Source organism: Halorubrum sp. F4 (genome assembly GCF_027257195.1).
Classification (GTDB): domain Archaea; phylum Halobacteriota; class Halobacteria; order Halobacteriales; family Haloferacaceae; genus Halorubrum.
Genome location: NZ_JAPDFS010000004.1, coordinates 1 through 14,213 on the forward strand (window position 1 = coordinate 1; position 14,213 = coordinate 14,213).

At 64.2% G+C, this 14,213-nt stretch carries 9 protein-coding genes; 3 read left to right on the forward strand and 6 right to left on the reverse strand.

Translation table 11 applies throughout. The features are described 5' to 3' along the window. Nucleotides 1–547 precede the first annotated feature (547 nt). Entirely contained in the window at nt 548–1,108 is a 561-nt protein-coding gene (locus tag OKW78_RS10995; protein ID WP_122105925.1) for a TATA-box-binding protein, read from the forward strand. Between the two features lie 20 nt (nt 1,109–1,128). On the opposite strand, the gene OKW78_RS11000 is transcribed toward OKW78_RS10995, so the two are convergent. From OKW78_RS11000 to OKW78_RS11020, 5 genes are all read right to left on the reverse strand, one after another. Then, complete coding sequence (locus tag OKW78_RS11000; protein WP_281195213.1) at nt 1,129–2,334, reverse strand: Cdc6/Cdc18 family protein; 1,206 nt, start codon at nt 2,332–2,334, stop codon at nt 1,129–1,131. Nucleotides 2,335–2,505: 171 nt separating this feature from the next. Continuing rightward, nucleotides 2,506–5,361: a GAF domain-containing protein gene (locus tag OKW78_RS11005; protein ID WP_281195214.1), complete on the reverse strand. Its 2,856-nt coding sequence runs from the start codon at nt 5,359–5,361 to the stop codon at nt 2,506–2,508. A gap of 830 nt (nt 5,362–6,191) precedes the next feature. Next, nucleotides 6,192–7,043, reverse strand: a complete 852-nt coding sequence (locus tag OKW78_RS11010; RefSeq protein ID WP_281195215.1) for a MarR family transcriptional regulator — start codon at nt 7,041–7,043, stop codon at nt 6,192–6,194. A gap of 204 nt (nt 7,044–7,247) precedes the next feature. Continuing rightward, nucleotides 7,248–9,500 carry an NADP-dependent malic enzyme gene (locus OKW78_RS11015; protein WP_281195216.1) on the reverse strand — a complete coding sequence of 751 codons (2,253 nt, stop codon included), beginning with the start codon at nt 9,498–9,500 and terminating at the stop codon, nt 7,248–7,250. A 217-nt stretch (nt 9,501–9,717) separates the two neighbouring features. Continuing rightward, complete coding sequence (locus OKW78_RS11020) at nt 9,718–11,022, reverse strand: hypothetical protein (protein WP_281195217.1); 1,305 nt, start codon at nt 11,020–11,022, stop codon at nt 9,718–9,720. Between the two features lie 139 nt (nt 11,023–11,161). Here OKW78_RS11020 and OKW78_RS11025 point away from each other — a divergent pair, with 139 nt between their 5' ends. After that, a complete protein-coding gene (locus OKW78_RS11025; RefSeq protein WP_281195218.1) occupies nt 11,162–12,040 on the forward strand; it encodes a hypothetical protein in 879 nt (292 codons plus the stop codon). 138 nt (nt 12,041–12,178) lie between these two features. Next, on the forward strand, nt 12,179–12,406 hold the full coding sequence (locus OKW78_RS11030) for a flagella cluster protein (RefSeq protein ID WP_281195219.1): 228 nt from the start codon (nt 12,179–12,181) through the stop codon (nt 12,404–12,406). A 72-nt stretch (nt 12,407–12,478) separates the two neighbouring features. Here the strand turns inward: OKW78_RS11030 and OKW78_RS11035 are convergent, their stop codons facing one another. Continuing rightward, nucleotides 12,479–14,155, reverse strand: coding sequence for an MATE family efflux transporter (locus OKW78_RS11035; protein ID WP_281195220.1), 1,677 nt, complete (start codon nt 14,153–14,155; stop codon nt 12,479–12,481). Nucleotides 14,156–14,213: the final 58 nt, after the last annotated feature.

Here is a 14,213-nt window from a genome sequence, read left to right on the forward strand (position 1 = left end):
GTCCACGGCTCACATCAGATCTCCTCTTACGCCGGAGCGCAGGGGGCGAAATCCTCATGGCGTCGAGTCGGGATGTCCCGACTCAGCGAAACCGGGCCGAGTTGAACGGCCCGAGTTCGCGGTGCGTTCTTCGCATTCCATTCGAACCGGGGTAGACATTTAACCCCGTCGGAACGCGTCGACCGGCCACGTCGGCGGCCGGCCGCTGCCCCCACGCCGGGGGCGCTTCGCATTCCATTCGAATCGCGGTGTACACTTAACCCCGTCGAACCGAACCCGCCACGTCATGCGGTTTCATGGGACGGATAACCGAGGAGATGGCAAAGAGACGACGGAACACTGGAGCGCTCGATCACGTACCGAATCCGTCACCGGTCCCGGTCACGATCCGAGCCGATCGACAGCTGTCGCGTACGAGATCGCGTCGTGGTTTGCGTACCGGCTCGTAGCGCGTCACCTCACACTTCGGCTCTCGAGAAGTGCCGCGCACCGGGCTGTTTATACCACGGGCGTTTATAAGGGAGGGGGTCACATATAAAAGCGAACGATGACGAACCCTGCAGACTCGATCGAGATCCAGAACGTAGTTGCATCGACGGGGATCGGCCAGGAACTCGACCTGGAGGCCCTTGCGGAGGACCTCCCGGGGGCGGATTTCAACCCCGACAACTTCCCGGGACTCGTCTACCGGACCCAGGAGCCGAAGGCGGCGGCACTCATCTTCCGGTCGGGCAAGATCGTCTGTACGGGCGCAAAGAGCATCGATGACGTTCACGAGGCGCTCGGTATCATCTTCGAGAAGCTTCGGGGGCTCCAGATCCCCGTCGAGGAGGACCCTGACATCACGGTCCAAAACATCGTCTCGAGCGCGGACCTCGGCCACAACCTCAACCTCAATGCCCTCGCGATCGGTCTCGGATTGGAGGACGTCGAGTACGAACCCGAGCAGTTCCCGGGGCTCGTCTACCGGATGGACGAACCGGAAGTGGTGATCCTGCTGTTCGGCAGCGGGAAGATCGTCATCACCGGCGGGAAACGGACCGACGACGCGGAGGGAGCGGTCGAGGAGATCGTCGAACGGATCGAAGGGCTCGGCCTGCTGGGTTGAAGCGGTTCGCGAGACGTCCGTCAGTTGCTCGTGGAATCCTCGACGAGTACTTCCTTGACGACGCCGGGGTCCTCGAGGAGTTGGTGTTTGGTGTAGCTTCCTTCCGCGCTGCCGCCGCTGTGTTTCGACTGTTCGATGATGTCGAGAAAGGCGTGTTCCTTGAGTAGGTCCCGAACACGGCGCAACGAGAGGCTATCGGACCCTTCCTGTCGACAGATGTTCTCGTATATCTCGTACACCCGGCTGGTTCGAAACCCGTCGTTCCGCTCGTGTGAAAGCGAGAGCAACGCGAGAGCCTGGAGGACGTACCGCGAGTGGGGCGTCGATCCGCGGATGAGTTCCCGGAATCGATCCGTTTCGGCGCGCTCGCGCGCCTGCGTGACGAACTCCTCCCTGACGGTCGGTTCGCCGTTGGCCTGAGCGATCTCGCCGGCGTACCGAAGGATGTCGATCGCCTTTCGGGCGTCCCCGTGCTCGCGAGCGGCGAGCGCGGCCGCCCGCGGGATCGTCGACGCCTCGAGGACGTCGTCGTGGAACGCGTCGGACCGGGCCTGCATGATCGCTCGAAGCTGGTTCGCGTCGTAGGGCGGAAAGACGAACTCGCGTTCACAGAGGCTCGATTTGACCCGCTCGTCCATTCGGTCCTTGTACTGGATCTTGTTGCTGATCCCGACGACGCCGAGCTTACAGTCGGTGATCTTCCCGGCCTCCCCGGCACGGGACAGTTGCATGAGGATGGCGTCGTCGTCGAGCTTGTCGATCTCGTCGAGGATGATCAACACCACGTCGTAGCGCTGGTCGAGGATCCGCCAGAGCCGTTTGTAGTACGTCGACGTCGAGAGTCCCTTGTCCGGGACGTTGATTCCGGTCGTATCGGGGTCGTTCACGCCTTCAGCAATGGTCTGGACGGCCTGCGTCTCGGTCGTGTCCTGTGCGCAGTCGACGTAGGCGAACGTCGCGTTGACCCCCTCCTCCCCCGCCGTCGACACCAGACGCTTGGAGACGTACTTCGCACAGAGCGACTTCCCCGTCCCGGTCTTCCCGTAGAGGAGAACGTTACTCGGACTCTGTCCGAATATCGCGGGGTTGACCGCGGTGGCCAGATCGGAGATCTCGTCGTCGCGGCCGACGATCCGGCCTTCGCCCGGGAGATGGCTTATCTCGAGGAGTTCCTTGTTGGCGAATATCGGGTCCTCCCTCGTGAAGAGATCGTCCGCTGCGTCCATAGGTGAGACACCGCGTTTCCGGTGAAATACGTTCTGTTTTCTCCGCCCCGACGTCCTGGGGGTGAGAGAACGGAGACGAGGGTAGAGCGGTCGTGATCGCGGCCTCGTCGTGACGTCCGTTCAGTCGGTACAGGAACGGTATCCGCATGAACGCGAAGGGAAACTCGCGGTCTATCCAGTACGTTCGATCCCGGTGATCTCGAAGCGTGCCCCGCCGGTTTCGCTCTCGGTAACCCGGACGTCCCAGCCGTGTGCCTCGACGATCTCCTGGACGATCGCGAGGCCGAATCCGGTCCCATCCTCGCGCGTCGAGTAGCCGGATTCGAAGACTCGACGGCGCTCGTTTTCCGGGATTCCGGGGCCGTCGTCCGCAACGTAGAAACCGTCATCCAGGCCGCCGACGGTGATCGACACCTCGCCGCCGCCGTGTTCGACGGCGTCGCCGGGGTTCCCCCGGCTGCCAGTGGAACCGTGTTCCACACTGTCGTCGGTCTGTGGCCGACTGCCAGTCGAGCCGTGCTCGACACAGTTCCGGAACAGGTTCTCCAACAGCCGTGCGAGCCGATTCCGATCGGCCCGAACCGTGCGATCAACGGCGACTTCGAGCGTCGCCGCGGCGGTATCCACGTTCGCCCAACAGTCCTCGACGAGCCCGGCCAGGTCGACCGGTTCGGAATCGCTCACGTCGGACCCGTCACGCGCTACCGCCAACAGGTCGTCGATCAGCACTCCGATCCGATCGTGTGCCTTCGCCACCGCGTCGAGATGCTCGCTGTCACACTCCGTCCGGGACAGGTCGAGATACCCCTCAGCCACGTTTAACGGGTTCCGCAGGTCGTGGGAGACGATGCCTGCGAACTCCGCTAACTGTTCGTTCTGTCGTTCGAGGTCCCGCTGGTGCTCGATCCGATCGAGCGCGGTCGTCGTGTGCGCGGCCACGGTCTCCGCGAGCGAGACGTCCACGTCGTCGAACGCGTCGGGGGTGGTCGATCCGATGAGAAGCACGCCGTGATCGCCGAGCGGGAGAACGATCTGGCTCCGAATGGACGTCTCCGGGTTGAACCGTTCGGAGATCGTCGAGATGTCGTCGTAGATCAGCGGTTGGGCCGTCTCGAACGCCTTCCAGGCGAGCCCTTCGCCGGGCGAGAAGGTCGGCGGTTCACCGACGATATCTTCGGTCAGATCCGTCCACGCTACCGGCACCAGTTTCTCGCCGTCCTCGTCGTGGAGGTGGATGGCACTCGCGGGCATATCGAGGACGTCGTGAACGGTCTCGACGGCTATTTCGGCCGCTTTCTCGGCCGTTTCGGCTCGCATGACCGACTGTGCGGTTTCGTGTAGCGTGCTGATGACTCGCTTGTGTCGTTCCTGCCGGGTAACGTCCGTGATGAAGCCTTCCAGTTCCTCTACGTGGCCATCGTCGGCGTAGATCCCCTGACCGCGTTCCCACACCCACTTGACGTCCCCGTCCTTGGTGCGGATCCGGTAGGTGATCTCGAACGGCTCGCGTCCATCGAGTGCGTCCTGTATCGAACTCCAAACCGCCGCTCGATCGTCGGGATGGATGACCCGTTCGCCGTAGATTCCGGTCCCCTCCACCAGTTCGGACGGCTGATAGCCCGTCAGGTCCGTTACCTCACCCCGGACGTCCTCCATCGGCCATCCGGGTTCGTTTTCACACCGGTAGACCATTCCCGGGAGGTTATCCACGAGCCGTTTGAGCTGTCGCTCGCGTCGCTTGCGCTCCGTGAGGTCCCGGCCGATCCCGATGAGTCCGATCAGATCGCCGTCGAGGTCGGTCAAGCGCGATCCGGTGAACTCGTAGGGAACGCGTTCGTCGTCCGCCGTCAAGAGCGCGGATTCGACGGTCGTCTCTCCGGTGACGAGGGCCTCCTCGATCGCGTCGGCGATCAGCTCCCGGTCGTCCTCGGGGAAGAGATCGATCGCCCGCATCCGCCCGATCGTCTCGTCCGTATAGCCGGTGACCGAAGCGAGATGGTCGTTCCACCGGCGGAACGTCCCGTCGGCGTTGATGACGTAGAAGACGTCGTTGAGCGAATCGAGGGCTTGCTCGATGAAATCACGTTCCTCACGAAGGCTCGCTCGCACCTCGAAGGAATGGAGGACGTGAGCGATGTCGCTCCCGAGTTCGTCGAGGAGATCGCGCTCGTTCGCGTCGAAAGCGTTCGGACGATCGGCGTAGACTACCAGCACGCCATACAGCGTGTCCCGATGTTCGAGCGGGAGCGCGGCAACCGCTCGGAATCCGCGTTCGATCGCTTCCGATCTCCACGGTTCGAATCGGGGGTCCTCGGCGATGTTCTGTGAGACGGCGATCCGGCGTTCACGGATCGCCGTACCTGCGGGTCCCTGCCCGGTGGGGCTCTCGTCGGTGGTGATGGTGATCCCGTCGAGGTACCCGCGTTCCATGCCCGCGGACGTTTGCGGTTCGACACGGTTCGTTTCGGGATCGGGCTCGCCGATCCACGCGAACAGGTAGGGATCCGATTCGCTGATGATCTCACAGACGCGGGTTTCCACCCCCGCCCGCGAGTCCGCACGCACGATCGCCTGGTTGATGTCGCTGGCGAGTGTACGGATTCGGTCGAGTTCGGCGGCTCGCTGGCCCGTCCGATACTGCTCGACCGCGTTGGTGACGCGGTTCGCGAGGACCGTGTACTGACTCGTTCCGCTCTCCTTCTGGAGGTAGTCCGTGACCCCCGAGGCGATCGCGTCGCTTGCTACCTCCTCGCTGCCCTTGCCCGTATAGAGAACGAAGGGAAGGTCCGGATGCGCCTCGCGGACGGCTTCGAGGAACTCGATACCGTTCCGACCGGGCATGTCGTAGTCGGAGACCACACAGTCGACGTCGCCGTCGGCGACGCGATCCAGTCCCTCGCTCGCGTTCGACGCGATCTCGACGTCGATCCGGTCGTCTTCGCGTTCGAGAAAGGTCGCGGCCATCTCCGCGAGCTCCCGCTCGTCGTCGACGTGGAGAACACGGATAGCGTCTGGGGATGAGCTCATGAGCCGCGTGCTTCCGGAAGATTGGGGGCCAAAACAGATAATATAAGGGGCCGATCGGTCGAGTTCGCGTGTCGCGGAATACGTGCTGTGTGTTTTATAGAATCTGTGGACACACACCGGGTTTCCGGTGAAATGGGTTGGGTGGTGGTGGTGGGGATTCATCGGAAACGAGGTGTGGCTCCAAACGAAGGCGCGAAAAGAGTCGGGTCACACGGAACGGATCAAACGGAGGGAAACGGAGACAGCCCAATACCGGACTACAAACAGCAGGAGAACCCACCAGACCGATACACAACTCGCCGCCGAAAGGTCGATGACTCACGAGAAACTCGTAAACCCGTAGAGAACGCCAAACGGCAACGAAACACGAACTCGTCGTCTATCGAGAACACCGTAGAAAACGAATCGTGAGAGATGAAACCCCAGATCACGCTGTCAACGACATATCATCCACACCGTACCACCCACACCGCGCCGCTCACACCGTACCGTTACACCATCGACGTGAACAGATCGGGCCTTCCGCTGAATCTCTCAGTATGACTACACGATGTTCGTTTAATGACTACAGCCGACTTAATGATATTTTATCAGCTATTGTATTTAGTAGTACTGATTTTCATTCAAAGTAGAACCGATCGTATTCCAACGCTAGAAAGGAACCCTCAAAACGAGAGAGCAAACAACCCCGTTTCACCGGAAACACGGTGTGTCCCTCACCACCATCAGAACGAATCCAGATCGACGTATCGAACCAGTGTCAGGTCGGTGAAGAAGGTCGGAGAAGAGAGAGAGAAGAGAGAGAGAAGAAAGGGAAGAGAAGATTCGGATCAGGACGAGTCCCCGACGGGGTCGTGGACCTCGTATCGAACACTGCTCTCCCGGAGTTGCGTCGTATGACGCGAGAGTTCGTCAGTAGACACGAGAAGTAACACGTCCAGGCCGCGGAGCGCGGCCTGCGGGACGGCATCGACCGTCCCGAAACGGATCTCGGGATCGATCCCGGCCCGCATCGCCAGCGCGTACGCCTCGGTTCCAGCTATCGCGACGAACCCCTCGTCGTTCACACGCTCGGTCACGGCTTCGACGGATGGCGGTTTACCCTCGGTCACGACCGGAACGGGGATCACGGTCACGACGCCAGGATCGTACTCGACGACGCCTTCAAATTCGGTTACGCCGATCGCCTCCCCGGCCACTCCACCCGTGACGGCGATCGCAGTTGCCGGCGTCTCTCCACCACCTGGCGTCTCTCCATCAGCCGACGTCTCGCCGGCCCGCTCAGCGGTCGCGTGAAGAACCCCATCACGCATGGTCAGTCGGACCTCATCACCCTCCGAAACCGGATCGATGGCGATCGCGGCGTCGACGTCGACGCTTCCGAGGACGTCCTCCGAGACCCGGGAGACGAACTCCGAGAGCGCGTCCGTCCGCGTGATGAGCCAATCGACGCCCTCCTTCGTCACCTCGTATCTCCCTCGCCCGCGTTTTTCCACGTACCCTCGCTCGACGAGCTCGCGAACGTAATCGCTCACGGCCTGCGAGGTGACTCCGAGGACCTCGGCGATCTCGCCCTGGCTCACCGCCGGCTGGCGGGCCGCGATCTCGACGAGTACTCGATACTTGCTGGCGTCACGCTTGTTGTCGAGCACTCGCGGGGCGACGGCTCCTTCGTCGTCCATAGCAACAGTCGTGGTGTTGAAAACAAGTATGTTTGGTGTTTCGGCGTTCCCGACGGGGATCGGGATCGACGGTCCCACGGACTGAGGGCGTGACCCAGTGGAGACGCAACCCCGCTGAGGGGACCATCCTCACGCCGACGAAATCACCATCACGCCGACGGGACCACCATCACGCCGACGGGACCACCGTCACGCCGACGAAGCTCACTCCTGTGCGTCGACGACCGCGACGCCGGCCAGGTTGACGATGTCCTTCACTTCGTCGCCGCGCTGGAGGACGTGAACCGGCTCGTCCATTCCGACGAGCATGGGTCCGATCGCCTCCGCGCCGCCGAGCCGCTGAAGCAGTTTGTATCCGATGTTGCCGGCTTCGAGATTCGGGAACACGAGCACGTTCGCGGCCTCGTCGAGTTCGGAGAACTCGTAGGTTCCGTTGAGGATCTCGTCGACGACGGCGGTGTCGGCCTGCATCTCTCCGTCGACCGGGAAGTCGACTTCGGGGTCCTCGTGGAGGAGGTCGACCGCCTCACGTGGCTTTCGCGTGCCCTCGTTGTCGACGCTCCCGAAGTTCGAGTACGAGAGGACCGCCGCGCGCGGCTCGACGTTGAATCGTCGAGCGAGATCGGCGGTGTGCCGGGTTATCTCCGCGAGCGTCTCCCGGTCGGGGTCCTGGTTGACGGTCGTGTCCGCACAGAACACCACCCGGTTCTTGAACGTCAGCATGTACACGCCGGCGACCGTATCGGTGTCGGCCGCCGAGCCGATCACCTGAAGCGGCGGCCGCAGCGCCGACGGATAGTGATGGGTGAGTCCGGTCAACATCGCGTCGGCGTCGCCGGCCTTCACCATGACGCTCCCGAGGTAGTTCGTGTCCCGCTGAACCAGTTCGTTCGCCTCGCGTCGAGTGATCCCCTTCCGCTTCCGAAGCTCGTACAGTCGGTCCCCGTACGCGGTGACGTCGCGCTCGTCGGGGTCCACGATCTCCGGACGGAACGAGAGCCCGAGGCCGTCCGCCGTGCGAGCGATCTCGTCGGCGTCGCCGAGCAACACCGGTTCGGCGATCCCCTGTTCGGAGAGCTGGTAGGCCGCCCGGATCATCTTCTCGTCGGTCCCCTCCGCGAGCGCGATCCGCTTCGGGTCGCTTTTCGCCTTGTTCAACACGACCCGCATCATCTCGCGTGACTTCCCGAGCCGCGCCTCGAGTCGTTCGCGGTACTGCTCGAGGTCGATCTCGGTCCGCGCGGACCCCGACTCCATGGCCGCCCGTGCGACCGCGGGAGCGACCTCGAAGAGCACCCGGGGATCGAGCGGCTTCGGGATGACGTAGTCGGGGCCGAACTGGAGCGGGTCGTCGCCGTACGCCTTCACGACCGCGTCCGGGACGTCCTTTCGCGCCAACTCCGCGAGCGCCGTCGCCGCCGCCCGCTTCATCTCCTCGTTGATCTCGGTCGCGCGCACGTCGAGCGCCCCGCGGAACAGGAACGGGAACCCGAGGACGTTGTTCACCATGTTCGGGTAGTCGGAGCGACCGGTCGCCATGATCACGGTGTCGTCGCGGGCCGACTTCGCGTCCTCGTAGGTGATCTCCGGGTCGGGGTTCGCCATCGCGAACAGGACCGGGTCCGACGCCATCGATCGGACCATCTCCTGTGAGACGATACCGCCGACGGAGAGGCCGACGAACACGTCCGCGCCCTCCATCGCGTCAGCGAGGTCGCCGCCGTCGACGTCGCTCGCGAACTCCCGTTTGTACTCGTTGACGTCGCCCGCCTCGGCCCGCTCCTCCGTGATGATCCCGGAGGAGTCACACATCGTGATGTTCTCGCGTTTCGCGCCGAGAGAGACGTAAAAGCGAGCGCTCGCGATCGCGGACGCGCCCGCGCCCGAGAAGACGATGTCGAGATCCGCGAGGTCCTTGTCGACGATGTCCGTGGCGTTCAAAAGCGCCGCACCGGAGATGATCGCGGTCCCGTGCTGATCGTCGTGGAAGACGGGGACGTCCATCTCCTCACGGAGGCGCTCCTCGATCTCGAAGCACTCGGGTGCCTTGATGTCCTCGAGGTTGATCCCGCCGAAGGTGGGCTCCATCGCGGAGACAGCGGTACAGAACGGGTCGACCTCGTCGATGTCGAGCTCGATGTCGAAGACGTCGATGTCGGCGAAGCGCTTGAACAGAACTCCCTTTCCCTCCATCACGGGCTTCGACGCGGCCGCGCCGATGTCGCCGAGCCCCAGCACGGCCGACCCGTTCGAGACGACTGCCACCATGTTCCCCTTCGCCGTGTACTCGAAGACCGACTCCGGGTCGGCGGCGATGTCCCGGCACGGCGCGGCGACCCCCGGAGAGTACGCCAACGAAAGGTCTCGCTGGGTGTTCGTGGGCTTCGTCGTCGAGATCTCGATCTTCCCCGGCGGGTCCTGCCGGTGGTACTCGCGTGCGTCGTCGTCCAATCCCATGGTTACCCCTTTCGGGAACGGAGTAAAAATCTATCCGTACCCGTCGAGAGTTCGTTTCGACAGACGTCTAACTCCGTCAACACAACCGGACGATGGGATCCTACCACCGAGCGGTAGGATCCTAAGGTCGCCTCCGAGCCGATCCTGACGACGAGAACCGATTCGCTCTCCCTCGAGATGCTCGCCGACCCGTCTCCGCCGATCGATTCGTCATCTCTCACCGATCGTTTCCGAAGAGATCGTCGGATCGACCTCGAGACTGCTCGTCGGACCGGCCTCGAGACTGCTCGTCGGACCGGTCTTCCGGGTCGTACCTCTCGTCCGTGGAATCCCATCGATCCGAGTCGGGCGTGTTTCCCGTTTCGTCGGCTTCCCCAGTACCACCGACTTCTCCCGCTCCGCCCGAACCACCTGCTCCGTCTCCCCCACCCGAACCGCCGGACGCGTTCGGGTCGATCGACGGATCCAGGAGCGCGAGTTCCGGATCGACGCCGCCGAGCGTCGAGACCTCGTAGGCGATCAGATACGTCCGCGTGAGGATCCGGACCGGAAGCAGCAGGATCAAGAGCGCGAGAACCGCGATGACGACGACGACCGCAAGCATCGCGAGTCCGGCGGTCGTCCCGGTCACCGCCGGCAATCCACCCAGCAGTCCTCCGGTGATCAACACGGCAACACCGGCGAACACCGCGACGAGGCCGCCGACGAAGAGGAAGACGAAGCTCTCGGCCACGGAGATGCCGACGCCCAAGAAGAAGTGAACGACGAGATAGAGAAGGAACTCGACCCACGACTCGCGAAGCGTCGGTCGGAACCGCCTCCAGCCCGCGAGGACGCCCTCATCGCGGAGGACCATCACCGGAACGACGAACTCGTAGGTGAACCGGAGCACGAAGAGCACGGCGACCGCGAGCAGGACCGCGAGAACGACGAGTACCCCGATCACCCAGGTCGGCGAACCCGCCACGACGGAGCCGAGCGCGTCCGCGGGCCCCCATCCGACGTCCACCTCCGTCAACACGGCGACGACGACGGGGAGCGCCATCAGCAGACTGATCAGCGTCGAGAAGACGAACAGCCCGAGCGCCTGGCGCAACCGGCCGACGAACGGTCTCCAGAGTCGGACCTCGTTCGTACGAAGCGCATCGTAAAACACCAGGCGAAGCGAGATCGACGCGATCGAGAACGCGATCGCGACGGCGACGACGACCGCCACGAGCGCGATGACGAGACTCATGTCGACCGCCTCGAACCCGACGTCTCCCTGGAGTCCGTTCGGTCCGAAGAACGGGTCACCGGTCGATCCGTCCGTCGCCCCTCCTCCCGGTCCTCCCGGCCCTCCCGGACCGGTCGTGAACTCGGGGTTCGGGAAGAACGGGACCGAGACGTTCGTACGTACGCCACCTCCCATCAGGAGGACGAGGAGGGCGAGCTTCGCCCAGCGAACGAAGCTGAACGGGAACAGGAACCGACGGGTAGCCTCGACCGCGTCGTCCACGGCGTCGACGGCACTCCAACTCATGTTCGGCCGTTTCACGGGCCTCCCATATATATCATCTTCACACGGATGTGAGTCCCTCCACGCCGACATCGCGTTCCTACGCCGCCGGCCTCCAACCCGACCCGCAGTACTTTACCGCGGAGACGACGAACTCCCGACGATGAACATCCGCGGTGAACGGGAGTGTCGCGACTGTGGAAGCCGCTGGTCGTATTACGAGACCGGAAGCGTCGAGTGCCCCGACTGCGGGAGCCTCAAGAGCGTCGGAACCGCGGAGAGAGCGCTTCACACCGACACACATACAACCCTCGAGTTGAGCCGCCATCGTGCCCGGTTCGGCGAGGCGCGCTCGACGCTTCCCCCCGAAGGCATCGACGAGTTGAAACGGGACCTTCGTGAGTACGTCCGTAAGCGGGGATTCGTCCGCGGCGGGGAGCTCCGCCGTCCGGACTCGACGTACCTCGCCGCGCGCGAGTTACTCGAGGCGGTCGACGTCTACGATCGCCTGCGCGATCCGACCGACGCGGACCGGGAGTACCTCCTCACGCTGCTCGCCGGCGCCGACGACGGTGAACGACCGGAATCGAGCGCCGTTCCGGAGAGCATGCGCGAAGCGAGGGGAATGGCCGCCGCTCGCACCGTCGACGAGTACCGCGAGGACCTCTCGGCGTTTCTGGACGAACTGGAGCGTCGCGGGCCCGAAAGCGATGAACCGGAGAGCGACGAGAGTGCGATCGGAGATTCAGTCGGGAATACGGTGACGGTCGACGCCGATCCTACCACCACCGATCCTACCACCACTGACCCTACCACCACCGACTCGATCGTCAACCCTGCCGACCGCGTCGGACCGGCGCGCGCGGTCCTCGAACGCCTCCGCGACCGAACGAAACGCGTCGACGCGCTCCACGGTGACGTCGACCCGGGAACCGCCGACGCCCTGATCGAGGCGGCCGACGCCCTCGGCGACTACGTCCGGACCGGGAACGTCGCGTCCCTCGATCGCGCCCGAGATCGGATCGACGAAAGCGAGTCGTAGTTCGCCGACGGACGCTTCCGAGGAGTCGTTTTCCGTCCGAGATCGCCCCTCTCACGGTCCAGGGTTGACGTCCTCTCACGTCTCACGGGTGATACTCACGTGCACACGTTCAAGCGAGAGCGCTCGAACGCACCGCACATGCCCGGATTCGACATCCACGAGCATCGCCACGCCCTGAAACAGCTCCGGGACACCGGCGACACGAGTCTCTGGGAGAATCGGAAAGGAATCACGTGCCCCGTCTGTGAGGAGCCCTTCGGCCGTCTGTTCACGACCGCCAGGCCGGCGACGCGGTTTCCCGAGAACGACGGAGCGCGCTTCTGTCTCGTGCGCGAGGACGACGCGATACACGTGTTCCGACACTGAAGGGCGTGAATCCACACCGGTTCCGACACTGAAGGGCGTGATGGGCACGTGTTCCCAGGCCGATCCTCCCGATCAGTCCTCCGCGACCGGATCGACGTCGGGTGCGGGCTCCTCGATGTAGCGGTCCGACCACGTTCCGCGGGAGAACCACACGATGCCGACGATCGCGCCGAGGACGTTTCCGAGCGCCATGCCGACCCAGATCCCGGTCTCGCCCCACCCCGCGACGAACACGAGGTATCCCACGCTCGCGACCCGACCGACCCAGAGGGTGAGAATGGATATCACCATCGCGGTCTTGGTGTTTCCGGCTCCACGGAACGCCCCGAGGATCACCTGTGAGACGCCGATGAAGGCGAACTCCACCGACCGGATCCGGACGTACTCCACGGCGTACGAGACGGTCTCGGGCGCGTCCGGCACGTCGCCGAGGAAGACGGAGACGATGGGCTCCGTGAACGCCACCGCGACCACGGCGACGAGGAACATCACGCCCGCTCCGGTCGTCGCGGCCACGCGAACCGCGCGGCTCGCACGGTCCGCCCGGTTCGCGCCGAGGTTCTGTCCCACCATGGTGTCGATGGCGCGGCCGAGCCCCATCGCCGGAAGGAACACCAGCGATATGAGTCGATTCCCGAGCCCGTAGGCGGCGACGACGGGCGGCGAGAACGTGACCACCATCGCGGTCAGCGTGATCATCGCCATCGCGCTCGTCGTCTGCTCGACGCTGGATGGCAGCCCCAGCCGAAAGACGTCCTCGATGAATCCGAGGTCCGGCCGCAGGTCCGCGAGTCCCACGTCGGGGCCGAGATCGGTCGCGAACAGCGCCCAGACCCCGATCCCGGTGGCGACCCCCCGAGCGAGGATCGTCGCCAGCGCGGCACCCTCGATCCCGTATCCGGCGAAACCGGTCGCCGCGAACAACGCCCCTTCGATCGCGCCCGGATCGAGCGTGGCGATCCCCGGGATCCCCGCGAGCCAGCCGAAGAGCGGGTTGTCGGCGAACCCGAAGATGAGGAACGGGTCGAGGAGGACGTTCAGGAGTACGGAGACGAACATCACCGCCATCGGGGTTCGGGTGTCGCCGTACCCCCGCATCAGCGCCGAGAACACGAAGAACCCGAACATCAGCGGGATCCCGAGGAAGATGATCTCCATGTAGTCGGCCGCGAGGGGGATCACCGTCGCCGCCGTCTCGGCGTCGCTCGGCAGCAGCTCCAGCGCCGGACGGGTGTAGAAGTAGCCGCCGATCCCGATGAACACCGAGAGGACGGCCACGGTAACGATCGTCTGGCCGGCGACGAGCCCGGCCGACTCGTCGCCTTTCGCCCCCGTGTACTGCGCCACGAGGATCGCGCCCGCGGTGGTGAAGCCGCCGGCGACCGCGATAAGCAGGAATATCAGCGGGAACGCGAGGCTGATCGCGCCGACGGCCTCCGCCGAGAGCCGACCGAGGTACAGCGTGTCGACGACGTTGTAGGTGACTTGGAGCAGTTGGATGACGACGATGGGCCACGCGAGCCCGAACAGCGGCCGGAGGAGGCTTCCCGACGTGATCGAGTCGGGAGACGGGTCACCACCGTCACCGTCCGGTCCACCGTTATCGTCCGGTCTACCGTCATCGTCCGGTCCACCGTCGTGCAGCGCATCGTCGTCCGGTCCGTCGGTGGCTCCGCTCCCTGCGTCGCTACCGGGGACCCTCTCGTCGTCAGGGGAGTCACTGGGCGGGCTGGAGGGCTCGTCGCTCACTAGCTTATAAACGCCCAGTCGGCGTATCAGGCTTCCGATCGCGAAGTCCGGAGGGTTT

Excerpts from the sequence above, each read along its gene's own strand:
- OKW78_RS10995 (WP_122105925.1), top strand. The coding sequence starts at position 548 with ATGACGAACCCTGCAGACTCGATCGAGATCCAGAACGTAGTTGCATCG.
- OKW78_RS11000 (WP_281195213.1), bottom strand. The coding sequence starts at position 2,334 with ATGGACGCAGCGGACGATCTCTTCACGAGGGAGGACCCGATATTCGCC.
- OKW78_RS11005 (WP_281195214.1), bottom strand. The coding sequence starts at position 5,361 with ATGAGCTCATCCCCAGACGCTATCCGTGTTCTCCACGTCGACGACGAG.
- OKW78_RS11010 (WP_281195215.1), bottom strand. The coding sequence starts at position 7,043 with ATGGACGACGAAGGAGCCGTCGCCCCGCGAGTGCTCGACAACAAGCGT.
- OKW78_RS11015 (WP_281195216.1), bottom strand. The coding sequence starts at position 9,500 with ATGGGATTGGACGACGACGCACGCGAGTACCACCGGCAGGACCCGCCG.
- OKW78_RS11020 (WP_281195217.1), bottom strand. The coding sequence starts at position 11,022 with ATGAGTTGGAGTGCCGTCGACGCCGTGGACGACGCGGTCGAGGCTACC.
- OKW78_RS11025 (WP_281195218.1), top strand. The coding sequence starts at position 11,162 with ATGAACATCCGCGGTGAACGGGAGTGTCGCGACTGTGGAAGCCGCTGG.
- OKW78_RS11030 (WP_281195219.1), top strand. The coding sequence starts at position 12,179 with ATGCCCGGATTCGACATCCACGAGCATCGCCACGCCCTGAAACAGCTC.